Raw genomic sequence first — 25,064 nt, forward strand, 5'->3', positions numbered from 1 at the left:
GGGCATGCCGAGCCTGGGCGAGGCACCGAGTGGTGGGGCAAAGACCTTTTGGTTACTTTTGGGGCGTTTGCCAAAAGTGACCCGCTGTAAGAGCGGAACCATAAGTGGCCGTTACCGCAGCAATGGATATGTACACAAACCCCACTCCTCACCCAGCCGCCAAAGAAGGCTCCAACTGCCGCTGAGCCAACCAAATCTCCTCCTGCAACCACTGCGCAAACACCTGCAACTGCGGCGTATCCGTCTGCTCCGGCCGGGTCACCAGCCAATACGACTGATGCCCCTCCACATGCACATTCAGCACCTGCGTCAACTGCCCACTGGCCAACTCCGAAGCGACCATATGCCAATCCGCAATGGTAATCCCCAACCCATCGATCGCTGCCCGGATCGCCAAATCCAGCAGGTCAAACTCATACCCCCCCTCGATATCAACCCCACTGATCCGCGCCGCATCCAGCCAATGCTTCCACGTCAGATACCGCTGATCCTCCCGCGCCAGCACATGCAGCAACGTCATGCGATTCAGATCAATCCCGTCACTCCACTCCCGGGCATACAACGACGGCGCACACACCGCGATATGCCGCTCCTGAATCAACAACGAGCTGTCCAACCCATCCCATTCCCCATCGCCAAACCGAATCGCACAATCCAGCGTACTGGTCTCCGCCAGGCTGTCCTGCAACCGGGTGGTAATGCTCAGCTCCAACTCCGGATGCTGCTCGCGCAAGCGCCCCAACCGCGGCATCAACCAACGATTGGTAAACGTCGGCGGCGCATTGATGTGCAGCCGATTGGCATGGGACTTCTGCTGGATACTGCGCACCGTCAACTCGATCTTGTCGAACGACTGGTGCAACGCCCGCAGCAACACCCGCCCGGCACTGGTCAATTCCAGGTGATGGTGACGACGCTCCAGCAGGGCCTCGCCCAACTGTTCTTCAAGCTGGCGCACCTGGCGGCTGACCGCACTCTGCGTCACGTTCAACAGCTCGGCGGCCCGGGTAAAACTGCCGGTACTGCCGGCGACTTCGAAAGCTTTGAGGGCGTTGAGACCGGGCATTTTGCGTTTCATGGACGACACTCGGGAGCACATGGGAAATAACCTGCACAACATACCTTTTTGTATTGGGTCAGCGGTAGCACCCCAGCCTGACAAACAATTAATCGTCGCAAACGCTGAAAGTGTCGTTTATCGCTACAGACCGTCGCTCACGAATAAATAGCCTGCGTATAACGCATGCACACTAAGACAATTAAGCATTGGTCGTTGCCAGGCTATAAACGCTAGTCTGCCGATGTACTTCCTGTAACTTCGCCCCTCTCTTTCGCGATTAACTTATCGAGTCATCGCCATGTCCAACGCACCCGTTTCATCCCGGCGAAGTATTGGCTTGCTGGCACTGGTGTTTACCGCCTGCAACGCCACCACCCACGGTTTCAGTGTGTTCCTGTATTCGGCGCTGTTGCCGCAGATCCGCCTGGCCTTTGAGCTCAGTTACAGCCAGGCCGCATTGATCGCCGCGCTGTTGCAGCTGTTCTACATGGGCGCCTCGATTGCCAGCGGCCTGGCGGCGGCGTGGATCAGCCCGCGCAATATGGTGCGCCTGACCATCGTCCTCAGCCCCGCCCTGCTGGCCCTGGCCGTCGCCACGCCGTGGGTGCTGCCGTTTGCCCTGTGCCTGGCACTGGTGTCGGCGTGCGCGGTGTCGAACTGGAACGCGATTTCGGCCCTCGCTCAAGAGGTGATCCCGACTACACATCGCAGCCGGGTGCTCGGGCTGGCGTCCTCGGGCTCAGCCTTTGCGCTGTGCTTGAACGGGCTGTTGATCGCGCTGTTGCAGGGGTTGTCGTTGCGCCAGTTCTGGCTGATCTGCGCCGGGTTGACGCTGGTTGTCACGCTGTTGACCCTGTGGGCACTGGCCCCGATCAAGCAACCGGCACCACGCGAGACCATGGCGCCGGCGCTGAAACAAGTGCTGCGCCAATGGCTGAAGTTGTGCGTGGCACAACCGGTGGCAATGCAGATCGTCTTGCTCAGCGCGTTTATCGGCGCCATCAGCGGGCCGTTTCTGAATTTCCTGTCGGCGTTCGTCAGCGAGCAGCTACAGGCCAGCGCCTCCGTCACCGGCTCGATGTGGACGCTGATCGGGATCGGCGGTGTGATCGGCGGCTTGCTGCTGGGCACGCTGGCAGATCGTTGGGGGGCGTTGCGGGTGATGGCCCTGAGTATCGGCGCGTTTGGTCTGAGCATGCTCGGCTTGCTCGGGCACCCGAGCCTGGTACTGAGCTGGCTGGCGGCAGGGCTGTTCGCGCTGTTCTATTTCCCGTGTTGGGGCTTGATGGCCGCCTACGTCGGTGCCCGGCTCAGCCCGGTGCACAGCCTGCAAGTGGTGAGCCTGAGCATGGTCAGCTACGGCCTGGCGAGTGCCACCGGCAATGCCTTGTGCGGCTGGCTGCTGCAAGTCACTGGCGAATTTGCGGTGGTGCACGGCTGGATCGCGGCCTGGGTGTTGGCCAGCCTGTTATTGCTCAAGCGCATGGCCCAGCGACACACCCGCGAAGCGCTGGCCGCCCAGATGCCCTGAGTGGCCCAGTTGCCGGCGCAGAATCTCCACCAGGGCATCCACTTCCGGCACCTGGCAACCGGCTGAACGCCAGAACATCAGGCGCGCCGGGGCAATCGGCGGGAAGCCCTGGCGCTCGTCCAGAATCTGCCAGTCGGGTGGTACCAGGCGGCGCGCCATCACGCCCACCGACAAGCCCTGCTCGATCGCAATCGCAATGCCGCGCGGGCTTTGGCTGGTGTAAACCACCTGCCACGAGCGCCCGGACTGGGCCAGCGCCTGCACGGCGTTCGCACGGAACGCGCAGCCTTCGGCGTACACCGCCAACGGCACCGACTGACGCCCCACGCAACTCCAGCTGGGCGCCGCGACCCACACCAACGGCTCGTCGCACAGGTATTCCCCGCTGTGCAAACCTGCGTGTTCCACCCCCAGCACCAAGTCCAGCTCGCCCCGTTGCAGGCGCCCCACCAGGGCTGTCGACATCTCGCAGCACACATCGGGCCGTACCTGGGAGAACTGCGCCTGGAAGTCCTTGAGCATCCCGCCCAGGCAATACTCGGCGTAGTCCTCGGGCATGCCGAGGTGGATACACACCTGTTGATTGGGCAATTGCGCGGCGCTGACGGCCTCGCTGTGCAGCTTGAGGATCTGCCGGGCGTAGATCAAAAAGGTTTCGCCACCGGGGGTCAGGCCCACCGAGCGGCTGGTACGGCGGATCAGTGGCGTGCCGACGATGTCTTCCAGGCGTTGCAGGCTCTGGCTGACGGTGGATTGGGTCTTGTGCAGGCGCTCGGCGGCCGCCGAAAACCCCTGGCACTCGATAATTGCCACAAACACTTTAAGCAGGGTGCCATCCAGTTCGCCCGACATAACTATCGCCCTCGCCGATGGATTCGATCACAACTTGTAATTTCCACTTTGCACCTCGTTCAGCAACTATCGGGTCAGCCAAAAAACACCAACTGATAGTTCCGGGAGTCTTGCATGAGCCTTCAACTTGCTGACGCTGAAGTGGGCGATATCAGCGACATTATTAATACCGAGCTGTATCCCATACATGATTCGGGCCATGTTCAATTACAGGCCCTGATCGAACACGCCCGGGCCGAACTGGCCGAAGACGGTTGCTGCCTGCTGAAGAACTTCCTGCGCCCCGCGGCGCTTGAGCAGGCGCGCCTGGAAGGTTTGGCGCTGTCGGGCAAGACGTTTTATTCGGTGCGCAAGGTCAACGCCTACTTCACCGAGGACGACACCTCCCTGCCCCACGATGACCCGCGCCGCACGTTCATGGAGCGCACCAGCGGCTTTGTGACCCGCGACATGATCGCCCCGGACGCGATCATCCACCGGCTGTACGTGTCGCCGATGATGAAACGCTTTATCGGTGCCTGCCTGAATGAGCCGGAAATCTTCGAGTACGCCGACCCGTTCGCCGGGCTGGTGATCAACGTGATGCCGGACGGCACCGAGCAGCCCTGGCACTTCGATACCAACGAATTCATCGTCAGCATGATGACCCAGAAGCCCGAGGCCGGCGGCCTGTTCGAGTACGCGCCGATGATTCGCTCGCGCACCCAGGAGAACCTCGGCGCCGTCGGCAAGGTGGTGCGTGGCGAGGACCGTTCGCGGGTGCAGGAACTGGAGCTGAATCCCGGCGACTTGCAGATATTCAAAGGGCGTTTTTCGGTGCACCGGGTGACCCGCGTGGAAGGCGCCACCGAGCGCAACACGGCGATCTTCGCCTACTCCGAAAAGCCCGGAATCATTGGCCGTGCCCAGCGCACCAAGCAGCTTTACGGACGCCTGTCCGAAGCCCATCTGCAAGCCGAACGCAACCTGGTCCGCAGCGACCAGTTGCTCGACTGATTCATACCTAAAAAACCTTGAAACCGTATTTGCCCTGCGAGGAACACCCCATGAGTCTGTCCGGCCCCAACCGCAACCCCGCTGACTGCGAACCTACCCATGACGAGATCCAGCAGATCCAGTTGGACCGTCTGCAACGGGTACGCAACGAGCTGAAAAAACGCGACTACGCCGCCTGCGTACTGTTCGACCCTACCCACATGCGCTACGCCACCGGCTCACGCAACATGCAGGTGTACTCGGCGCGCAACCCGGCCCGCTATGCGTTTATCCCGGCAGAAGGCCCGGTGGTGGTGTTCGAGTTCGGCGGCTGCCTGCACCTGGCCGAAACCCTCAACACCGTCGACGAAGTGCGCCCGGCCAAAGCCATCTCCTATTACTTCTGCGAAAGTTTCCTGGGCAATGTCACCGCCGACTGGGCCGCGGAAATCGATGAGCTGGTGCGCAAATGCGGCGGCGGCAAACGCATCGCCATTGAAAGCGCCACCTCCGCTGCGGCCTTCGAACTGCAAAAGCTCGGCTATCAGATATTTGATGCCCAGGAACCGCTGGAACGTGCGCGCTGCATCAAGGTGCCGAACGAACTCAAGATGATCCGCGCCAGCCTGCGTGCCACTGAAGCCGGGGTGCGCCTGATGGAAAGCAAACTCACCCCCGGCATCAGCGAGAACGAGCTGTGGTCGCACCTGCACCAGCACGTGATCGCCACCGACGGTGATTACGTCGAGACCCGCCTGCTGTCCTCCGGCCCACGCACCAACCCGTGGTTCCAGGAGTGCAGCACCCGGCCCATCGAAGCCGGCGACCTGGTAGCGCTGGACACTGACGTGGTCGGGCGTTTCGGCTACTACGCCGACTTCTCGCGGACCTTCCTGTGCGGTGAACAAGCCGCCACCGCCAAGCAGCAGGAGCTGTACAAACTGGCCTACGAGCAAGTGCAGACCAACATGGAAATGCTCAAGGCCGGGCGCAGTTTCAAGGAGTACGCGGAACTGGCCTGGAAGATTCCCGAGCATTACAAAAACAACCGTTACTTCGCCCTGGTGCACGGGGTTGGCATGACCGGTGAATACCCCTACGTGGTGCATCGCGAAGACATTGATGCCCTGGGCTACGACGGTGTGTTCGAAGCCGGCATGACCATCTGCGTGGAAAGCTACATCGGCCACGACGACGGCGGCGAAGGGGTCAAGCTCGAAGAGCAGATCTACATCCACGAACACGGCATCGAGTTGCTCTCCGACTACCCGTTCGACCCGCGCTTGTTGAGGTACTGATCGTTCCCACGCTCTGCGTGGGAATGCATCCCGTGACGCTCTGCGTCACCGTTTCGCAGAGGGGACGCGGAACGTCCGGGGCGGCATTCCCACGCAGAGCGTGGGAACGATCGGTCGGTGGGGAGCGACATGTAACATGCGTTTATAGAACGTTCCAACGCAAAATTTGTCGTTTGTCGATCTTTGCGCAAATGACAAAACTGCGGGCATCTCTAATAAAAACAACATGAGAGCTGCCCTATGTCCTGTCCCATTGCCACCCTCCCGACTTCGTTGCGCCTTGTTCTTCTGCCGGCTTCACAGCGGTCACGGTCACGCCTTCGCGGCGCTTGCCATTGACCCTTGCGGTTCAACAAAAAAACGCATATTCGCAAGTACCGGAGAGGCTTATGAAAGAGTTGACTACCCTGGACGGCGCCACGCCGCATCCAGCCGTAAATGATCTGTGTGCCCAAGTGCAAAGCGGCGAAATCAACCGTCGCCAATTCCTGCGCACGGCCGCGCTGCTGGGCATCACCGTCGCCAGTGCCAGCACCTTTCTCGGTTCCGCACTGCTGGGCAATGACGCCCAGGCCGCCGAGCCACGCCAGGGCGGCAGCCTGCGGTTTGCCTGCGCGATCCAGGAAATCCAGGACCCGATGCTGATCACCTGGATCGAAGCCTCGAACCTGCTGCGCAACTCGGTGGAATACCTGACCTGGGTCGACGCCGACAACATCACCCACCCTTACCTCGCCGAGAGCTGGAGCCCGTCGGAAGACCTCGCTACCTGGACCTTCAACCTGCGCCAGAACGTGAAGTGGAGCAACGGCGACACCTTCAACGTCGACGACGTGCAGCACAATATCGAACGCTGGATCGCCGCCGATTCCAAGTCGGTGAACCGCACCGCGTTCCAGGACATCAAGGCCTTCGAAAAAGTCAGCGAGTTCCAGTTCCGCCTGGTGCTCAAGCGGCCGATCCTGGCGATCCCGGAGATGCTCAACGCCTTCACCTGCGCCATCGTTCACCGCAGCTTCAAGGCCGGTGACGACTGGGCGAAAAACCCGCTGGGCACCGGGCCGTTCAAGCTGGTTTCATTCGCCGTGAACAAGCAGGCGACCTTCGCCAAGCGCGCCGATTACTGGGGCAAACCGGCCAACCTCGACGAGTTGCGCTACGTCGACATGGGCACCGACGTGTCCACCCACCTCGCCGCCCTGCAAGCCGGGCAAGTCGACGTGCTGTACCGCGTGACGGTGGCTGAACTGGACCTGGCCAAGCGCTTGCCCGGGGCCCAGTTGCTGACCTGCAAGTCGGCGCAAACCGTGGTGATGCGCATGGCCTGCGACCAGAAGCCGTTCACCGACCTGCGCATCCGCAAGGCGGTGGTGCTGTGCGCCGATAACGCGCAGATGCTGAAGATCGCCTATCGCGGCATGGGCACCCTCGGCGAAGACCATCATGTGGCGCCTTCCCACCCCGAATATTTCCCGCTGCCCAAGCGCAACCGCGACGTGGCGGCGGCCAAGAAGCTGCTGGCCGAAGCCGGCTTCCCCAACGGCATCGACATTGACCTGATCGTCGGCAACACCCAGGGCCGCTATGAACAGGACTGCGCGCAGATCCTGCAACAGAACTGCCTGGAAGCCGGGATCCGCATCAACCTCAAAGTGATCCCTGCTGCACAGTACTGGCCGATCTGGGACAAGGCCGCCTTCAGCCTGACCTACTGGGCCCATCGCCCGCTCGGTGTGATGTCCCTGGAGCTGGCCTACCGCGGCGGTGGCGCCTGGAACGAAAGCCATTACAGCGACCCGGCGTTCGATGCCGCGCTGGACAAGGCCATGGGCATCATCGACCCGAAACAGCGCGCCGTGGCGATGGAAAATGTCGAACGCATCCTGCAGGACGCCTGCGTGATCGTGCAGCCGTTCTGGGGCGACAAGTTCACCGCCGTGAGCAAAAAGGTCCAGGGCTTCCAGGTGCACCCTTCCGACTTCTACCCGATGGACAGTGTGTGGATGAGCGCTTGATTTAGCGCACGCCCTCCTCCCTGCCCGCACACGGGCAGGCATCCCTTGAACAGTCGGAGCATGCACCCATGGCTCATTTTCTGATGCGCAAGTTATTGGCGCTGGTGGCGACCCTGCTGTCGGTGTCATTGATCGTGTTCCTGGCCCTGGAACTGAATATCGAAGACGTGGCGATCAACGTCCTCGGCCCCTACTCCGCCGCCGACCAGCGCGCCGCGTGGCTGGTGGAACATGGCTATAACCAACCCTTTGTGTGGCGCTACCTGGTGTGGCTCAAGGACTTTGTCAGCGGCGACTGGGGCACCTCGGTGTACTTTCGCGAATCAGTGATCAAGCTGCTGCTGCCGAACCTTGCGCAAACCCTGACCCTGGCCGGCCTGGCCTTGCTGGTGATGGTGCCGGTGGCGTTGACCCTCGGCGTTCTGGCCGGGATTCGCCAGGGCTCGGCGCTGGACCGCCTGGTGTCGTTCCTGTCGATCGTCACCACCTCGATTCCCGACTTCGCCAGCGCGGTTTTCGTCTCCGCGATCTTTGTGTTCTGGCTTAACTGGCTGCCCGGTGTGAGCAGCATGAGCGAAGGCTTCAGCGTCGTGCAATTGGTGCTGCCACTGATGGTGCTGTGCCTGTTCGGCATCGGTTACCTAGCGCGCATCACCCGGGCCTCGATGGTGGAAGTGATGCAGGCGCCGTACATCCGCACGGCGCGACTCAAGGGCGCATCGACCTCACGCATTGTGCTGCGGCATGCCCTGCGCAATGTGCTGATCGCGCCGGTCACGGTGATCATGCTGTACATCCCGTGGCTGCTGTCGAACGTGATCGTGGTAGAGGTGTTCTTCGCCTACAAGGGCTTCGGCTCGCTGCTGTACACCGCCTCGCTGAACCATGACGTGTACCTGATCGAAGCCTGCGCGATGGTCAGTGCCGTGGTGGTGGGCATCACCAAGATTTTCTCGGACCTGGCCTACACCTGGCTCAACCCGCGCATCACCCTGCGCAGCCTCGGCGGAGGTGCCCAATGAACCTGCTGCACTCGTTCAAACATCCCTTGGCATTGCTCGGCCTGCTGCTGGTGGGCGGCTGGGTGCTGATCGCGCTGTTGGCACCGTGGATCGCGCCCCATGATCCGCTGGAAAGCTTCACGCCCTTGCTCACGCCAATGACCGTCGGCGACAACGGCCAGAGCTTCCTGCTGGGCACCGATATGATTGGCCGCGACATTCTCTCGCGGCTGATCTGGGGCACCCGTACCGTGCTGTTCTGGTCGATCCTCGCCACGCTCACCGCGTTTGCCGTGGGCATCGCCATGGGCCTGTGCGCCGGCTACTTCAACGGCTGGGTCGACAGCGTGCTGTCGTATGTGGCCGACACGGTGCTGTCGTTCCCGGTGCTGGTGTTGTACATCGTGATCATCATCGCCCTCGGTGCTTCGGCGCTGAATATCCTGATTGCGGTGACCTTCACCAGCGCACCGGCGATCTTCCGGATCATGCGCGCCCTGACCATCGATATTCGCTCGCGAGACTACGTGCTCAGCGCCATCACCCAGGGCGAGGGCTCGCTGCGGATCATGCTGGTGGAAATCCTGCCCAACTGCGGCGGGCCGCTGATTGTCGATTTCTGCCTGCGCATCGGCTACACCGCGATCATGATCGGCGCCCTCGGCTTCCTGGGCCTCGGGCTGCCGCCGCCCACACCGGACTGGGGCGGCATGATCAATGACGGCCGCGCCATGGCCATCGCCTTCCCGCACCTGGTGATCTTCCCGTGCATCGCCATCTCCACCCTGATGCTGGGCCTGAGCCTGTTGGCGGACGGCCTGGATGAACACGCCCAGAAAGGCGCAAGGAGTTGAGCATGAACCACACGCAAGTACTGCGGGTGCAGAACCTGTCCATCGAATTGCCCGCCGGCGCCGACCGCAGCCACGCGGTGCAAGGCATCAGCCTGGAGGTGCGCAAGGGCGAAATCCTCTGCGTGATCGGCGAGTCCGGCTCCGGCAAGTCCGTGCTGTCGGCGGCGATCATGGGCGACTACGCCAAGGGTTTGCGGCATACCGAAGGCGTGATCGACTTCCTCGGCGATGACATTTGCACCCTCGACGAGGAGCGTTTGCGCCAGCTGCGGGGCAACCGTATCGCGATGATTTTCCAGGAGCCCATGGCGGCGCTGAACCCGGCGATTCGCATTGGCAAGCAAGTGGAAGAGATCTTCGATATTCACGCACCGCAGATGCCGGCGGCGGAGCGTCGCGAGCGCATGTTGGCGCTGCTGGAGTCCACCCAACTACCGGACCCGCCACGCATCGCCAACAGCTTTCCCCACCAGTTGTCCGGTGGCCAATGCCAGCGAGTGGTGATTGCCATGGCGCTGGCGATGAACCCGGACCTGCTGATCGCCGACGAGCCCACCACGGCGCTGGACGTGACCACCCAGGCGCAAGTGCTGAAGCTGGTGCGCGAGCTGCGCGGCCGCGGGCAACACGGCATTCTGTTTATCACCCATGACTTCGGCGTGGTGGCGCAGATTGCCGACCGTATCGCGGTGATGAAAGGCGGCCGGCTGGTGGAAATCGGCGAGCGCGACCAGGTGCTGAATGCCCCGGCCCACGCCTACACCCGCAAGCTGATTGCGGCCGTGCCGGCGCTGCACCCGGAGCTGCACAAGCCGAGTGCCGACGGCGAGCTGGCATTGCGCATCGAGCACCTGACCAAGACCTACACCGTCGGCGGCAGCTCGGTGGCGGCCTTGCGCAATGTCTCGCTGCAACTGCCACGGGGCAAGACGCTGGCGATTGTCGGCGAGTCCGGTTCGGGCAAAAGCACGTTGGTGAAAGCCGCGATCCGCCTGGTGGACAGCGACAGCGGCCACGTATGGGTCGGTGACACCGACTTCCTGGCCCTGCGCGGCTCGGCGCTGGCGGCGAATCGTCGGCGCATCCAGATGATTTTCCAGGACCCGTATGGCTCGCTCAATCCTCGGCACCGGGTGGGCGACATCATCGCCCGCGCTGCGCAATTGCGCGGGTTGTCGGCCAAGGATGCGTGGGCTGAAGCCGGTGATTTGCTGGAACAGGTGGGCCTCAAGCGCGACGCCCTCAAGCGCAAGCCCCGGCAGTTCTCCGGCGGCCAGCGCCAGCGCATCGGCATCGCCCGCGCCCTGGCGATGCGCCCGGAAGTGTTGATCGCCGATGAGAGCGTGTCGGCCCTGGATGTCTCGGTGCAGAAACAGGTGCTGGAACTGCTGTCCGAACTGCAGCAGCGCCTGAACCTGAGCATCCTGTTCATCACCCACGACCTGCGGGTGGCGGCGCAGATCAGCGACTACATCGCGGTGATGCGCCAGGGCGAAGTCGTGGAATACGGCACTGCCGAGCAAGTGTTGCTGCACCCCCGGAGCACCTACACCCAGACATTGCTGGCCGCCGCCCCCGGCGCCTCGGAGCTACCCGCGGCAGGCCCGCCGCTGCGGCTGATTCGCCCGCAAGCGCACTGAGTCAACCCTTTACCCCGCGTCGCAGCGTTCGTTGCGGCAAGGGGCTGCTGTTGCCAAAAAATAACTAATAACGAGAGTAAAACCATGCGACCAACCTTCCGTTACATCGCTCTGGTCCCTGTGCTTGGCGCCCTTGCGGCACCGGCCATGGCCATTCAAGTCACCGACAACCTCGACCTCGGCGGCGCCGTGCGCGCCCGTTGGGACTACGACCCGGATCGCGACATCCAGAAGTTCGGCCTCGACACCGCGTACCTCAGCGCCAAGTACAACTCCGACACCTGGATCGGCGAGGCGCAGTACCGTTTCTACGGGCGCTCCTACCCGTACCAGTACACCAAGAACTACGGCGATATCCAGTTCGCCAAGTTCGCCTGGGTGGGCTACAAGTTCAACCCCGACCAACAGGTGCAAGTGGGTTTGAACACCGTGCCGTTTGGCTTGCAGCCGTACTTCGGCAGCACCTTCTACGAAACCCTGGGCAACGTGATCGGCCTGGAAGATGTGCAGCAGGTGGGCGCCAAGTACATCCAGCAAAGCGGCGACTGGAACATCCAGGCCGGTTACTACCTGCGCCCGGCGTGGCAAGGCAAAGGCACGAGCAAGGGCGTGACCTACTCCAGCGTGATCTCCGAGGCCGACAGCTACGTGGGCGACGGCAGCAACAACCAGGAACGCAACACCGTGGTGGTGCGGGTAGCCAAGGCCATGGACCTGGGCGGGTGGAAATCGGAAGTCGGGCTGTCCGGCCTGAACTCCACCCTGGAGAACAAGGACACCAACGACGATGGCCGGCGCAACGCGGTGGCGATCCACTACCTGGGCAAGAACGGCCCGTGGGGCGTGCAATTGCAGGCGGCACGCCAGCAGATGTCGCCGCGCAACCCGGGCACCGACAGCGTGGTGACCCTGGGCGGGTATGACGGCACGTTCAACGTGGCCAGCCGCGGCAATCTGTATGTGGCGGACTTGAGCTACGACGTGGGTGGCAAATACCTGTTTGACCAGGTCAGCGGCGTCAAGCTGTATGCCAACTACAGTGCGTTTGACAAGTCCGAGGATCAGTTCAAGACCTCGCAGCGGGTGATCCTGGGCACGTCGTTTTCGGTGAGTAAACTGTGGGTGGCCACGGAGTGGTTGATCGGCAAGAACGATCCGTATATTGGTGGGAGCAGCTATACCGAGAGCTTGGGAGCTGGGGGGAGTAACCAGTGGGAGAATCAGTTGTATATGAACATTGGGTACTACTTCTAAAATAGGCGGCGTCTTCACTGACGCCTTCGCGAGCAAGCCCGCTCCCACATTTTGACCGCGGCGCCGATCAAATGTGGGAGCGGGCTTGCTCGCGAAGAGGCCGCCAAAAACACCATAAAAACAACAGGTGTGGAATCCATTTCATGCGCCAACTGCCCTCCCTCAACATGCTCCGTGTCTTCGAAGAAGTCGCCCGCCACCGCAGCTTCAGCCAGGCCGCCGTGGGCCTCAACGTCACCCAGGGCGCCGTCAGCCGCCAGATCAAACAACTGGAAGACTACCTCGGCGTTGCCCTCTTCATCCGCACGCCCCAGGGCCTGTCCCTGACCGAAGCCGGCTTCGCCCTCTCCCCGCACCTGAGCGACGCCTTCGACCATATCGAGCGCGCCCTGCACGCCGTGCGCGTGCCCAACCTGCGCCAGCGCCTGCGCCTCGTCGCCCCGCCCACCTGGGCCACCCGCTGGCTGTCCGCCCACCTGCGCCGGTTTTGCGAGCGTTACCCGGACATCAACCTCAGCGTCACCCACCAGAACACCCATGCGAGCCTGGCGGAAATCGACTGCCAAGTCCGCTTCGGCCTGGAAGCGGCCACGCAGTGCAACAGTGAACTGCTGGTGATGGAACGCCACATCGCCGTCGCCAGCCCGGAACTGTTCAGCGACGGTCAGCCACCCGACCTGCGGCGCTTTCCGCTGCTGCACATCCTGCACGACGGCAAGCGCTTGCAGGTCTGGGAGAACTGGCTGGCGGCCATGGGCCGGGAAGATATCGATGCAGGCCAGGGCCTGGAATTCAGCACCCTGGACCAGGTGATCCACACCGCCCTGGCCGGCGGTGGGCTGGCGGTGATCGACCGGCAGATGATCGAGCGTGAACTGGCGAATGGCAGCCTGCTGCCGATCACCCCGGTGGAGGTGATCGGCCCGTATGGCTATTGGCTGGATGTGGCAAGTGACAAGCAGGGTTTATCCAAGGTTCGGTTGTTTACGCAGTGGTTGAACCGGGTGAGCAATCCCTGACACCGCAGGCTCGGCCTTGCACGCCTGGCTCAAGGTCAACGCCTTGGTTTCCGGCGCCCAGGCCCAGGAGATGATCGCGCCCAGCACCAGGATCGCGGCGAGGATGCCCATGGTCGGGCTCAGGCCGATCCCCGCTACGCTCACCGGCAACAGGAAGGTACTCACCGCCGAACCCAGGCGGCTGACGGCTGTGGCAAGGCCGATGCCGCTGGCCCGCACTTCGGTGGGGAAGCTCTCCGCCGGGAATACGCCCACCAGGTTGCTCACCGCCGACAGCACCAGGGTGAAGACGCCGAACGACAGCACCATCAACCACGCCATGCTGCCCGGCAATACCGCCAGCAGGAACAGCGCCGCCGCCAGGATGATGAACGAGTTGATCAGGAAGCCGCGCCGGGAGAATTTCACGGTGCACCAGATGCCGATCAAGGCGCCGATGATCAGCAGCAGGTTGAGCATCAGCTCGGTGCCAAAACCTTCGGCCAGGCCCATCTTCTGCAGGATCGACGGCAGGAAGGTGTAGATGGCGAAGTACGGCATCACGATGCACACGAAGAACAGGCAGTTGAACGCGGTGCGCTTGCGGTATTCACGGCTGAACAGCACGCCGTAGCCGGAACGGGTTTGCGTCGACGGTTCTTCATCGAGGACCACGTGTTCGCCGAGGTGTTTCTTGACGATGGCTCGGGCCTCGGCAATCCGGCCCTGGTTGATCAGCCAGCGCGGCGATTCGGGGGTGCCGATGCGCGCGATCAGGATCAGCCCGGCAGGGATCGCCGACGATGCGAGCATCCAGCGCCAGGCATCATCGCCGAGGCTGAGCATGGCGGTGCCGACGAAAGTCGCGGCCACGTAACCAACCGTCCACACCACGCTGAAGGAGCCCAGCAGTACCCCGCGATGTTTCCTGGGCGAGAACTCGGCGAGCATCGCGTGGCCGACGCTGAAGTCGCCCCCCAGGCCGATACCGATCAACACCCGGCAGAGGAACAGGCCCATGGCGGTTTCGGCATAGAACTGCATCACCGAGGCAACGGTGATCAGGACGAAGCTGACCAGGAAGATTTTCTGCCGGCCGAGGGTGTCGGAGATCCAGCCAAAGAACAGGCTGCCCATAAACAGGCCGATCAGGGCCGAGGCGCCGATCAGGCCTTGCCAGAAGGCGTCCAGTTGCATCTGTGGGCTGAGCAAGGTGAAGGCGATGCCGATCAGGCCGAGGATATAGCCGTCGGTGAAGTGCGCACCGAAGGTCAGGCCGGCGATTTTAAGGTGGAAGCGACCGATGGGCAGGTCGTCGATTTTGATGGGTTGGGTGGACATGGTGTTCTCCATATTTTTGTTCTTGACGGAGTAACAGCGGGCAAGCCCATTTCCCGTGGGAGCGGGCTTGCTCGCGAAGGCGGTGTGTCAGTCAATGCATGTGGTGGCAGGCCCACCGCTTTCGCGAGCAAGNNTTGTTTGGGTAAATGGGGTCAGAGACCGCCCATCAACAGGTATTTGATCTCCAGGTAATCCTCCAGGCCGTACCTGGAACCTTCACGGCCCAGGCCCGACTCCTTGATCCCGCCAAACGGTGCGACTTCGGTGGAGATGATCCCTTCGTTGATCCCGACCATGCCCGCTTCCAGGCCTTCGGCCATGCGCCATACGCGGCCGATGTCGCGGCTGTAGAAGTAGGCCGACAAGCCAAACGGCGTGTCATTCGCCCGTTGCAGCACTTCGGCTTCGTCCTTGAAGCGGAAGCAGGCCGCCACCGGGCCGAAGGTTTCTTCCTGGGCAATCAGCATCTCGCCGTGGGCTTCGGTGAGGATGGTCGGTTCGAAGAACGTCCCGCCCAAGGCATGGCGACGGCCGCCGCACAGCAGCTTGGCGCCTTTCTCCAGGGCGTCGCCGACGTGGGCTTCAACCTTGGCCAACGCGGCCGCATTGATCAGCGGGCCTTGTTCGGTTTCGCCCTCGAGGGCGCTGCCGACGCGCATCGCAGAGACCGCTTCGGCCAGCTTGCGGGTGAACGCATCGTACACACCGTCCTGGATAAAGAAGCGGTTGACGCAGACGCAGGTCTGCCCGGTATTGCGAAACTTGGAAGCCATGGCGCCTTTGACGGCAGCGTCCAGGTCGGCATCGTCAAACACGATAAAGGGCGCGTTGCCGCCCAGTTCCAGGGAGACCTTTTTCAGGGTGTCGGCGGCCTGGCGCATCAGCAGCTTGCCGGTGCGGGTGGAGCCGGTGAAGGACAGCTTGCGCACAATGCTGGAGGCTTGCAGTGCGCCACCGATGGCCACGGCATCGCCGGACACGATGTTGAACACGCCCGCCGGAATCCCGGCCTGTTCTGCCAACACCGCCAGGGCGAAAGCCGACAGCGGGGTTTCTTCCGACGGTTTGAGAATCATCGTGCAACCCGCCGCCAGCGCCGGGCCAACCTTGCGGGTGACCATGGCCAGGGGAAAGTTCCACGGGGTGATCGCCGCGACCACGCCAATGGCTTCCTTGGTCACGATGATGCGGGCGTCGGCCTTGTGGCTCGGGATCACGTCGCCATAGGCACGCTTGGCTTCTTCGGCAAACCATTCGAGGAAGCTCGCCGCGTAGACCACTTCGCCCATGGCTTCGGCCAGCGGCTTGCCCTGTTCCAGGCTGAGCAGGTGGGCCAGGTCCTTCTGGTTGCTCAGCATCAACTCGCTCCAGCGCTTGAGGCGCTGGCTGCGTTCCTTGGCGGTGAGCTTGCGCCAGGCCGGCAACGCGCGGTTGGCGGCGGCAATGGCCAGGTTGGTTTCTTCAGCACCGGCGCGTTGGACTTCGGCGATCTGCGCACCATTGGCCGGGTTGCGCACCGGGTAGACCGGCCCACCGCTGGACCATTGGCCATCAATGAAATTGCCTGTGCGAATCAGCGGGTTCATGCCACGGCCTCTATCAGGTTAAAACGGTCCAGGCCCGGACGGGCGCTGCGCAGGATGCGTTTGCCGGCGGTGTAGTCGTTGATCACATCGCACGGCGTGTAGTTGCGTTCCAGCTCGTGCAGTTCTTCGGCATCCAGTTGGGTGTCCAAAGCGGCGAGCGCGCTATCAAATTGTGCGGTGGTGTCGGCGCCCACCAGCATCACGTCCACACCCGGATGATTGGCGACCCAGGCCTGGGCAATCTGCGCGTTGGACACGCCACGGGCACGGGCCACACGTTGCACCGAGTGGGCGATGTCGAACGACGCCTGGTCGCTGTACATCTGCTGGGTGAAGAAGTCGGTCTGGTTGCGGGTCGACTGCACTTCGCCGGTGAGCAAGCCACGGGCCAGCGGGCTGAACACCGACACGCCCAGGCCCTGGTCGCGGCAGAACGGGATCATCTCGCGCTCTTCCTCGCGGTAGGCGCAGTTCAGTTGCAGCTGCATGTTGATCGGCTTGACCCAGCCATTGCGCTCGCAGGCCATGAGGATTTTTGCCAGTTGCCCGGTGAGCATGGTCGACACGCCGATGTAGCGCGCCTTGCCGGAACGCACGATGTCGTTGAGGGCGCCCATGGTTTCTTCCACCGGGGTGTTCACGTCGAAGTAATGCAGCATGAACACATCGACGTAATCCATGCCAAGGCGGCTCAGGGAGGCGTCGATGCTGTCCATGATGTGCTTGCGCGAATGGCCGCTGGCATTGATGCCGCTGCGGGTGCCGTAGCCGACCTTGGTGGTGACCACGATGTCTTCACGGCGCGCAACGCGCTTGAGGATGCGCCCGACCACTTCCTCGCCGACGCCTGCGGAATAGAAGTCCGCCAGGTCGATGAAGTTGACGCCGTTGGCCAGGGCATGGGCAACGATGGGTTCGCTTTGTTTCTCGTCGAAGATCCACGGTTTCCAGTCCGGGGTGCCCATGTTCATGGTGCCCAGGCACAGGCGCGAGACTTGCAGGCCGGAGTTGCCCAAACGGATGTATTGCATGGGAATGTCCTCAGGCTTTTGGCGTGTAGAAAGGGTTGCTGATGTGGTTGACCACATCCGCCAGTTGCGCGGTGTGCGGCAAGCCTGTGAGGGCGGCGCGGATCGCGGTGCGGCAGGCGTTGTAGTTGTTCAGGTAGACCGCATCCAGGTCATCGCAGGCCGGGTTGACCCAGTTGGCGGTGACAATCGCCCACTCGTCCTCGGCTTCCGGCGGCAGGGTGCCGTCGAGCAGGGCTTCGAGCACCGCCTTGGCGATCCCGGCCTGGGACGCGCCCCAGGTGGCATTGCCGTGCAGGTCGCTGCCGATGGCGGCCTTGTTGACGTAGAGGGTCATGGGTTTGACCGGGATGTTCGGCTGGGCAATCACCATGAACGGGCAATGGCCCTGGCTTGGCGACGCCAAACTGTTGGCAAACGCCTGGCCGGCCGGACCGTTGCGCGGGCCGATGAGGATGTTGATGTGGGCAGCATTGACGCCTGGGCCTTCGAAGCCTTCGCCGATGTACAGATCAAGTGCTTTCATTTCGCAAACGCTCTTTTTTGTTATGGGGAGCTGGTTGGCGAATTTTTAGCACTGGCCCGGGTAGCGGCCGTAACCATTAAAAGTCATGGGGCTGTGAGTTTTAGTCATGGCCCTGCGACCATCGGCCTGGTCTTGTGCGTTGACCATCGTTGTTACACCCCATATAGTGTGCCCACAAACACAGACAACCACTACATAGTGTGCAAGAACGCTGAACACCGACCACACTATGCGCAGTATTTCAATGCCTTGAAGCCTGCAAAACGCACATTTTTGAACACGCTGGGTGAATCGAAGCCCACGCCGTCAGACGGACCACGAAGGAGCAATTCAATGCTGAGTTGGGATGAAGCAGATCAACCAGACACCGGTGACGTAGTCATCCGGGGCGCCAACGCCGGCCACGCCACCGAAGCCAACATGGACCGCCTCGACGGCGCCGGCGCTGCTGCCGCCCTTGAAGCCCGCAACGTGACCGCCAGCGACTCCGCCGCGATCATCCGGGCCAAGGCCGCCCTCGACAAACTCGACGTCGCCGAAGGCCTCGCCGAGCTGGAAGGCTCCGCCGCCCGCGTCGCCGTTGACGAAAAGCGCATGATCAACTGCCGCGCCGACCTCAACCAACTCGTACCTTTCAAGTACGACTGGGCCTGGCAGAAGTACCTCGACGGCTGCGCCAACCACTGGATGCCGCAAGAGGTCAACATGACCGCCGACATCGCCCTGTGGAAAAACCCCGAAGGCCTGACCGACGACGAGCGTCGCATCGTGATGCGCAACCTCGGCTTCTTCTCCACTGCGGATTCGTTGGTCGCGAACAACCTGGTACTGGCCGTGTACCGCCTGATCACCAACCCGGAGTGCCGCCAGTACATCCTGCGCCAGGCCTTCGAAGAAGCGATCCACACCCACGCCTACCAGTACTGCATCGAATCGCTGGCCATGGATGAAGGCGAGATCTTCAACATGTACCACGAGATTCCATCGGTCGCCAAAAAGGCTGCCTGGGGCTTGAAGTACACCCGTTCGATCTCCGATCCGAAGTTCGAAACCGGCACCGTTGAGACTGATAAAGAGCTGCTGCGCAACCTGGTGGCGTACTACTGCGTACTGGAAGGTATCTTCTTCTACTGCGGCTTCACCCAGATCCTGTCCATGGGCCGTCGCAACAAAATGACCGGCGTGGCGGAACAGTTCCAGTACATCCTGCGGGATGAGTCGATGCACCTGAACTTCGGCATCGATGTGATCAACCAGATCAAAATCGAAAACCCGCACTTGTGGGATGCCGAGATGAAGGAAGAAGCGACCCAGATGATCCTGCAAGGGACTCAGCTGGAGATTGAATACGCGCGTGACACCATGCCACGCGGCGTACTCGGCATGAACGCCGCGATGATGGAGGACTACCTCAAGTTCATCGCGAATCGTCGTCTGTCGCAGATTGGTCTGAAGGAAGAGTATCCAGGGACGACTAACCCGTTCCCGTGGATGAGCGAGATCATGGACTTGAAGAAAGAGAAGAACTTCTTCGAGACCCGTGTGATCGAGTACCAGACTGGCGGCGCGCTGAGCTGGGATTGATTTAAAGCGGCCCCTTCGGGGGCCGTGTTGTTTCACCTGTCGATGTTTTTTTATGCCCAATCAAACCATCAAGACACCCTGCGTCGGCCTGTGCTCCACCGTCTACGGAGACCTGGTGTGCCGGGGTTGCAAGCGTTATCACCATGAAGTGATTCAGTGGAACGGCTACAACGCCGAGGAGAAACAGGCGGTGTGGCTGCGCCTGGAACAACTGCTGGTGCAGGTGATGACCAGCAAGCTGCAGGTGCTGGACCCGCAGCGCCTGCGCCAGCAACTGGAAGACCGCAAGATTCGCTTTGTGCCCCACCAGTCGCCGTATTGCTGGGCGTACCAGTTGATTGCCCGGGGCGCGCGGGTGATTTCGAAGCTGGATGCGTATGGGTTGGCGCTGTTGCCGGAGTTTCGCGAGCGCAATCTGGCAGATTTGCGGGATGCGATTGACCGGGAGTTTTTCCTGTTGTCCGAGGCGCATTACGAGCGGTATATCGCGCCGGGGTTTCTGCGGGAATCGTTTGGGGCGCCGTTGATAGCCAGTATTTAGACAACCACACAGAACCAGTGTGGGAGCGGGCTTGCTCGCGAAAGCGGTGTATCAGTTGCCGGATATATTGACTGACACACCGCATTCGCGAGCAAGCCCGCTCCCACATTTAGATCTTTGTCGCTCAGGAGGTCCAGGACGGCTCGCGATCGGTCTGCACCCCATAACGCTCTATCGCCTGCTGGCAAACCTGCCTGTCCAGACTCCCCTGCTCCACCAACGCCGTCAGCGCCGCCAGCACGATGTGATGGCGGTCCACCTCGAAGAAATCCCGCAACGCCGCCCGGGTATCGCTGCGACCAAAGCCATCCGTCCCCAGCACGGTGTAAGCCGAATCCACGTACGACCCAAGCATCTGCGGCACCGCCCTTACATAGTCAGATACCGCCACCACCGGCGCGCCCTTGGGCAAACACTCCGCCAGGTGGCTGCGCCGCGCCGGCTGTTGCGGATGCAGGCGGTTCCAGCGTTCCACGTCACGGGCGTCCCGGGCCAGTTCGCTGAAGCTGGTGACACTGAACACTTCAGCGTCAACCTGCCAATCCTCCGCCAACAATCGCGCCGCTGCCTGGGCTTCGCGCACCAGCGTGCCGGAGCCGAGCAACCGGACCATGCCGCCAGGCTGCCCGCTCAGACGGTACATGCCTTTGATGATCGCCGCTTCGACGCCTTCCGGCAGGCTCGGCTGCGGGTAGTTTTCGTTCATCAGGGTCACGTAGTAGAACTCGTCCACATCGTGCTCCAGCATCTGGCGCATGCCATGGTCGAGGATCACCGCAAACTCGCCGGCAAACGCCGGGTCGTAGGCACGGCAATTGGGCACGGTGGCGGCCATCAGGTGGCTGCTGCCGTCCTGGTGCTGCAAGCCTTCGCCACCCAGGGTGGTGCGCCCGGCAGTGGCGCCCAGCAGAAAACCTCGGGCACGCTGGTCGGCGGCGGCCCAGATGAGGTCCCCCACGCGCTGGAAACCGAACATCGAGTAGTAGATGTAAAACGGCAGCATCCGCAGGCCATGCACCGAATAACTGGTGGCCGCCGCGACCCAGGAACTGATGGCGCTGGCTTCGCTGATGCCTTCTTCAAGGATCTGCCCGTCGGTGGCTTCGCGGTAGCTGAGGATCGAGCCGATGTCTTCGGGCTCGTAGCGCTGGCCGACGCTGGAATAGATGCCGATCTGCTTGAACAGGTTGGCCATGCCGAAGGTGCGCGCCTCATCGGCGACGATGGGCACGATGCGCGGGCCGAGGGCCTTGTCCTTGAGCAGATTGGTCAGCATGCGCACAAAGGCCATGGTGGTGGACATTTCCTTGCCCTCCGCCTGGGTGGCAAACGCGCCGTAGCCCGACACCGGCGGGACACTCACGGTGGGCGCCTGCTGGCCACGGCTCGGCACATACCCGCCGAGGGTGGCGCGGCGCTGGTGCAGGTAACGCATTTCGAGGCTGTCTTCAGCCGGTTTGTAGAAGCTCAGGGATTCGGCCTGTTCATCCGACAGCGGCAACTGGAAGCGATTGCGGAAGGCGATCAAGGCCTCGCGGTCGAGCTTCTTCTGCTGGTGGGTGGTCATCTTGCCCTGCCCGGCCTCGCCCATGCCAAAGCCCTTTTTGGTCTGGGCCAGGATCACCGTGGGTTTGCCGGCGACCCGGCGCGCCGCGTGATAGGCCGCGTGGATCTTGACCATGTCATGGCCGCCACGCTTGAGCCGGTCGATCTGCTCGTCGCTCAGGCCCTCGACCAGTTTGGACAGCGCCTCGCTCTGGCCGAAGAAATGTTCGCGGTTGTAGGCGCCGTCCTTGGCGGCGAAGGTCTGGAATTGTCCATCCACCGTCTGCGACAGGGTGCGCGCCAGCTCGCCGTCGGTGTCCTTGGCCAGCAAGGCGTCCCAGTCCGAGCCCCAGACCAGCTTGATCACGTTCCAGCCGGCACCGGCGAACAACGCCTCCAGCTCGTCGATAATTCGCCCGTTGCCACGCACCGGGCCGTCGAGCCGTTGCAGGTTGCAGTTGACCACCCAGGTCAGGTTGTCCAGGCCTTCACGGGCGGCCAGGGTCAGGGCCGACATGCTTTCCGGTTCGTCCATCTCGCCGTCGCCGAATACGCCCCATACGTGGCGGTCGGTGGTGTCCTGCAAGCCGCGGTGTTGCAGGTAGCGCATGAACCGCGCCTGGAAAATCGAGCTGATGGGGCCAATGCCCATGGACCCGGTGGGAAATTGCCAGAAGTCCGGCATCAACCACGGATGGGGATAGCTGGACAAACCTCGGGCGCCCGCCTTGCCGGCACCGATTTCCTGGCGATAGTGGGCCAGGTCGGCCTCGCTCAGGCGCCCTTCAAGGAAGGCGCGAGCATAGATGCCGGGGGCGGAATGCGGCTGGTAGAACACCAGGTCGCCGCCAAAACTGTCGTTGCGGGCACGGAAAAAGTGGTTGAAGCCCACCTCGAACAAATCCGCCGCGCTGGCGTAGCTGGCGATATGCCCGCCCAGTTCGCCATAGGCCTGGTTGGCGCGCACTACCATGGCCAGGGCGTTCCAGCGCACCACTGAGGCCAAGCGTTCTTCGGTGGCCAGGTCGCCGGGAAACGGCGGTTGCTGCTCCACGGCGATGCTATTGATGTAGGGCGTGCCATGCCGGGGTTTCCAGGCGATGTGCGGCGCGCCGCCGGCATCCGCCAGCATGTCGAGGATCTCCCGTGCGCGCGCCGCGCCGGCGTTGGCCACCAGGGAGGCCAGGGCATCGCGCCATTCGGCCAGTTCTTCCTGGTCCATCGCTGTCTGACTCACTGCACTCGCGAAACCGTTCATGGGCACCTCCGGGCTTTTTTTCCAGTTTATGTCGGCGCCAAGGGATTTTTTGACTGTTGTGCGCCGCCTCTCGGGGCCTTTTGAGCATAAATCACTGCCAATCAGCAAATTCAAAGCACGTTGTGCTTCAACTCCCGAACACCCCGCAATTGTGTTTAAAATGCCGCCCGCTCAATGACCGACGTTGCCCGATGAACCCAGACGCACTCGCCACCCTGCACACCCATTTGCTGAACGCCCTGCAAACCGTCCCCGCCGAGACCCGGCGCCTGTTTCACGGGCGTGGCCGCTGCTGGCCGGGCCTGGAGCAACTGACGGTGGACTGGCTGCAAGGCGTGGTGCTGGTCTCGCTGTTCAAGGAGCCAGAAGCCACGGAGCTTGAGGCCTTGAAGCAGGTGCTGATGCAGATCGACTGGCGGTCATTCGGCGCCCATACCGTGGCGCTGCAACACCGCTACCTGCCGCAAAGCACCACCGAATGGCTGCTGGGCGAGGTGGTCGACGAACTGACCATCACCGAAGGCGGCCTGCGCTACCTGATCGACCTGGGCAAAAAGCAGAACAGTGGGCTGTTCCTCGACATGCGTTACGGCCGCAACTGGGTACGCGAACAGGCTCATGGCCTGCGGGTGCTGAACCTGTTCGCCTACACCTGTGGTTTCTCCGTGGCGGCCATCGAAGGCGGCGCCGAGCATGTGGTGAACCTGGACATGGCCCGTGGCGCCCTGAGCCGGGGTCGCGACAATCACCGCCTGAACGGCCACGACCTGAGCAAGGTGACGTTCCTCGGCCACGACCTGTTCAAGTCCTGGGCCAAGGTCACCAACAGCGGCCCGTACGACCTGGTGATCATCGACCCGCCCTCGTTCCAGAAAGGCAGTTTCCTTTTGACCAAGGACTACCAGCGGGTGCTGCGTCGCCTGCCGGATTTGCTCACGGCCCAGGGTACGGTGCTGGCGTGCATGAACGACCCGGCGTTCGGCGAAGACTTCCTGATCGACGGCGTAACCCGCGAAGCGCCTGGCCTGCGCTTTGACCAGCGGCTGGAAAACCCGCCGGAATTCCCCGATATCGACCCGCAAAGCGGATTAAAGGCACTGGTGTTTCGCCAAGGCTGATGCCGAAACGTCCTGCGCTTGCTACGCTTAACCTACGCCGGGTGGTGAACCTTATCCCCCCCTTCCCGGTCGATACCTGCACACTCTGGCCAGATTCGACGGTGCTACCCCGTCGGCTGCCCTGTTTCACCTTTTGGAGAACGCCCCTGTGATATCGACCCTGCATGTAGCCCGTCTCAAGGCCTGGGGCGCCCATGGTTTTACCGCCACCGGCGTGGTGCTGGCCTTCCTGGCCACCCTGGCACTGCTCGACAACCAGCCCAAGGCTTGCCTGCTGTGGCTGGGCCTGGCCTTGATCGTCGATGGGGTCGACGGCTCTCTCGCGCGACGGGTGAATGTGCAAACAGTGCTGCCAAGCTTCGATGGCTCGGTATTGGACCTGGTGATTGATTACCTGACGTACGTGTTTATTCCGGCGCTGTTTATCTATCGCTATATCGCCCTGCCGGACTTCACCCCGTTGTTTACGGTGTCGGTGATTCTGGTGTCGTCGCTGTTCTGCTTCTGCAACGTCAACATGAAGAGCAAGGACAACTACTTCGTCGGCTTCCCCGCCGCATGGAACGTGGTGGCGCTGTGCGTCTATATCATCCAGCCGGAAGCCTGGGTCACCTTGCTCACCGTGATCGGCCTGGCGTTGCTGACCGTGACGCCGATGAAGTTCCTGCACCCGTTCCGGGTCAAGCGCTTCATGCCGATCAATATTGCCGTGACCACCATCTGGTTGCTGTGCAGCCTGCTGCTGGTGATCGACTTCCCGTACACCAATCGCCTGACCCTGGGCCTGTGGTTGCTGATGTCGGCGTACTTCCTGGGGATCTGCATCTGGCGGACCGCACTGGAGTGGGTCGAAACACATAAATAGCCAAGCAGGCACGGTTGAAATGTGGGAGCGGGCTTGCTCGCGAAGGCGGTGGATCAGCCACTCTATCCAGTGACTGACACTGCGCATTCGCGAGCAAGCCCGCTCCCACATTTGGATCGCCTCGACCCAGGGTTATGGGTAAGATACCGGCCTTTCGCGCAGCCCTTGCTGCGCCCTGCCGACTAAGTCTTGCC

The 25,064-nt window shown here is 62.2% G+C and carries 20 protein-coding genes; 13 read left to right on the plus strand and 7 right to left on the minus strand.

Annotation, left to right across the window (positions count from 1 at the left end):
• Positions 1 to 148: 148 nt before the first annotated feature.
• Positions 149 to 1,078: a LysR substrate-binding domain-containing protein gene (locus HX814_RS22845; protein WP_003218560.1), complete on the minus strand. Its 930-nt coding sequence runs from the start codon at positions 1,076 to 1,078 to the stop codon at positions 149 to 151.
• Positions 1,079 to 1,358: 280 nt separating this feature from the next.
• Between HX814_RS22845 and HX814_RS22850 the strand changes: the two genes are divergently transcribed.
• Positions 1,359 to 2,591 carry an MFS transporter gene (locus HX814_RS22850; protein ID WP_177009617.1) on the plus strand — a complete coding sequence of 411 codons (1,233 nt, stop codon included), beginning with the start codon at positions 1,359 to 1,361 and terminating at the stop codon, positions 2,589 to 2,591.
• Here the strand turns inward: HX814_RS22850 and HX814_RS22855 are convergent.
• Positions 2,529 to 3,443: a LysR family transcriptional regulator gene (locus HX814_RS22855; protein ID WP_134326764.1), complete on the minus strand. Its 915-nt coding sequence runs from the start codon at positions 3,441 to 3,443 to the stop codon at positions 2,529 to 2,531. The two genes, HX814_RS22850 and HX814_RS22855, sit on opposite strands and share 63 nt — an antisense overlap.
• A 114-nt stretch (positions 3,444 to 3,557) precedes the next feature.
• Here HX814_RS22855 and HX814_RS22860 point away from each other — a divergent pair, with 114 nt between their 5' ends.
• The 8 genes from HX814_RS22860 to HX814_RS22895 all read left to right on the plus strand — a co-directional run bounded on the left by HX814_RS22860 (position 3,558) and on the right by HX814_RS22895 (position 13,499).
• Positions 3,558 to 4,439: a hypothetical protein gene (locus HX814_RS22860; protein WP_008432881.1), complete on the plus strand. Its 882-nt coding sequence runs from the start codon at positions 3,558 to 3,560 to the stop codon at positions 4,437 to 4,439.
• 50 nt (positions 4,440 to 4,489) lie between these two features.
• Positions 4,490 to 5,716: a Xaa-Pro peptidase family protein gene (locus HX814_RS22865; RefSeq protein WP_003218567.1), complete on the plus strand. Its 1,227-nt coding sequence runs from the start codon at positions 4,490 to 4,492 to the stop codon at positions 5,714 to 5,716.
• 389 nt (positions 5,717 to 6,105) lie between these two features.
• A complete protein-coding gene (locus tag HX814_RS22870; protein ID WP_177009618.1) occupies positions 6,106 to 7,731 on the plus strand; it encodes an ABC transporter substrate-binding protein in 1,626 nt (541 codons plus the stop codon).
• A 68-nt stretch (positions 7,732 to 7,799) separates the two neighbouring features.
• Positions 7,800 to 8,753, plus strand: coding sequence for an ABC transporter permease (locus HX814_RS22875; protein WP_102369228.1), 954 nt, complete (start codon positions 7,800 to 7,802; stop codon positions 8,751 to 8,753).
• Complete coding sequence (locus tag HX814_RS22880; RefSeq protein WP_177009619.1) at positions 8,750 to 9,586, plus strand: ABC transporter permease; 837 nt, start codon at positions 8,750 to 8,752, stop codon at positions 9,584 to 9,586. Before HX814_RS22875 ends, HX814_RS22880 begins: the two co-directional genes overlap by 4 nt.
• A 2-nt stretch (positions 9,587 to 9,588) precedes the next feature.
• Positions 9,589 to 11,226: an ABC transporter ATP-binding protein gene (locus tag HX814_RS22885; protein WP_177009620.1), complete on the plus strand. Its 1,638-nt coding sequence runs from the start codon at positions 9,589 to 9,591 to the stop codon at positions 11,224 to 11,226.
• A gap of 84 nt (positions 11,227 to 11,310) precedes the next feature.
• Complete coding sequence (locus HX814_RS22890; RefSeq protein WP_177009621.1) at positions 11,311 to 12,480, plus strand: hypothetical protein; 1,170 nt, start codon at positions 11,311 to 11,313, stop codon at positions 12,478 to 12,480.
• Between the two features lie 143 nt (positions 12,481 to 12,623).
• Positions 12,624 to 13,499 (plus strand): LysR substrate-binding domain-containing protein, encoded by an 876-nt coding sequence (locus HX814_RS22895; RefSeq protein ID WP_177009622.1) that lies wholly within the window; start codon positions 12,624 to 12,626, stop codon positions 13,497 to 13,499.
• Here the strand turns inward: HX814_RS22895 and HX814_RS22900 are convergent.
• From HX814_RS22900 to fae, 4 genes are all read right to left on the minus strand, one after another.
• Positions 13,446 to 14,819, minus strand: a complete 1,374-nt coding sequence (locus HX814_RS22900; RefSeq protein WP_177009623.1) for an MFS transporter — start codon at positions 14,817 to 14,819, stop codon at positions 13,446 to 13,448. The genes HX814_RS22895 and HX814_RS22900 overlap by 54 nt on opposite strands.
• Before the next feature lie 152 nt (positions 14,820 to 14,971).
• Complete coding sequence (locus HX814_RS22905; protein WP_008432891.1) at positions 14,972 to 16,405, minus strand: NAD-dependent succinate-semialdehyde dehydrogenase; 1,434 nt, start codon at positions 16,403 to 16,405, stop codon at positions 14,972 to 14,974.
• Entirely contained in the window at positions 16,402 to 17,436 is a 1,035-nt protein-coding gene (locus HX814_RS22910) for an aldo/keto reductase (protein WP_102606526.1), read from the minus strand. The genes HX814_RS22905 and HX814_RS22910 overlap by 4 nt, the downstream gene beginning before the upstream one ends.
• A gap of 10 nt (positions 17,437 to 17,446) precedes the next feature.
• Positions 17,447 to 17,959, minus strand: coding sequence for a formaldehyde-activating enzyme (gene fae / locus HX814_RS22915; protein ID WP_003212394.1), 513 nt, complete (start codon positions 17,957 to 17,959; stop codon positions 17,447 to 17,449).
• Positions 17,960 to 18,292: 333 nt separating this feature from the next.
• On the opposite strand from fae, the gene HX814_RS22920 reads away from it, so the two are divergent.
• Both HX814_RS22920 and HX814_RS22925 read left to right on the plus strand, forming a co-directional pair.
• Positions 18,293 to 19,543 carry a ribonucleotide-diphosphate reductase subunit beta gene (locus tag HX814_RS22920; protein WP_008432895.1) on the plus strand — a complete coding sequence of 417 codons (1,251 nt, stop codon included), beginning with the start codon at positions 18,293 to 18,295 and terminating at the stop codon, positions 19,541 to 19,543.
• 52 nt (positions 19,544 to 19,595) lie between these two features.
• The gene (locus HX814_RS22925) at positions 19,596 to 20,084 is read left to right on the plus strand and encodes a DUF1289 domain-containing protein (protein WP_003208512.1); all 489 of its coding nucleotides are present in this window, start codon (positions 19,596 to 19,598) and stop codon (positions 20,082 to 20,084) included.
• 124 nt (positions 20,085 to 20,208) lie between these two features.
• Here the strand turns inward: HX814_RS22925 and mdeB are convergent, their stop codons facing one another.
• A complete protein-coding gene (gene mdeB / locus HX814_RS22930) occupies positions 20,209 to 22,887 on the minus strand; it encodes an alpha-ketoglutarate dehydrogenase (protein ID WP_177009624.1) in 2,679 nt (892 codons plus the stop codon).
• Positions 22,888 to 23,078: 191 nt separating this feature from the next.
• On the opposite strand from mdeB, the gene HX814_RS22935 reads away from it, so the two are divergent.
• Both HX814_RS22935 and pcsA read left to right on the plus strand, forming a co-directional pair.
• Positions 23,079 to 24,005 (plus strand): class I SAM-dependent methyltransferase, encoded by a 927-nt coding sequence (locus HX814_RS22935; protein WP_134326771.1) that lies wholly within the window; start codon positions 23,079 to 23,081, stop codon positions 24,003 to 24,005.
• 148 nt (positions 24,006 to 24,153) lie between these two features.
• Positions 24,154 to 24,870, plus strand: coding sequence for a phosphatidylcholine synthase (gene pcsA, locus HX814_RS22940; RefSeq protein ID WP_003208507.1), 717 nt, complete (start codon positions 24,154 to 24,156; stop codon positions 24,868 to 24,870).
• Positions 24,871 to 25,064: the final 194 nt, after the last annotated feature.

This window comes from Pseudomonas sp. C8002 (assembly GCF_013385765.1).
GTDB lineage: Bacteria > Pseudomonadota > Gammaproteobacteria > Pseudomonadales > Pseudomonadaceae > Aquipseudomonas.